The sequence below is a fragment of the Mesorhizobium sp. M7A.F.Ca.MR.362.00.0.0 genome (assembly GCF_004023175.1).
Classification (GTDB): domain Bacteria; phylum Pseudomonadota; class Alphaproteobacteria; order Rhizobiales; family Rhizobiaceae; genus Mesorhizobium.
In genome coordinates, this window is record NZ_RZTF01000523.1 from 3,428 (window position 1) to 3,731 (window position 304).

Consider the following 304-nt stretch of genomic DNA (forward strand, 5'->3'; position numbering starts at 1 on the left):
TGAAGAGGGGTTTGAGCTGATGCGGAAGGCCTGGGAGGAGGCGTCATGCTGGAACTGAGAAACGTCACCAAGGCGGTCGGCGCGGTCGAGCATATAAGCGACGTGTCGCTGACGCTCCAGCACGGCTCGCTCAACGTCCTGCTCGGACCGACGCTTTCCGGCAAGACAAGCCTGATGCGGCTGATGGCCGGCCTGGACGTGCCGACCTCCGGTTCGATCTGGTTCGACGGCCAGAATGTCACCGGTGTGCCGGTGCAGAAGCGCAAGATCGCCATGGTCTACCAGCAGTTCATCAACTATCCGG

The 304-nt window shown here is 61.8% G+C and carries 1 protein-coding gene; it reads left to right on the forward strand.

All coding sequences use genetic code 11. The annotated features are described in order from the left end of the window. Positions 1 to 45 precede the first annotated feature (45 nt). Positions 46 to 304, forward strand: a 259-nt coding sequence (locus EOC06_RS34410; RefSeq protein WP_128309902.1) for an ATP-binding cassette domain-containing protein, incomplete at its 3' end; no start/stop codon positions are given.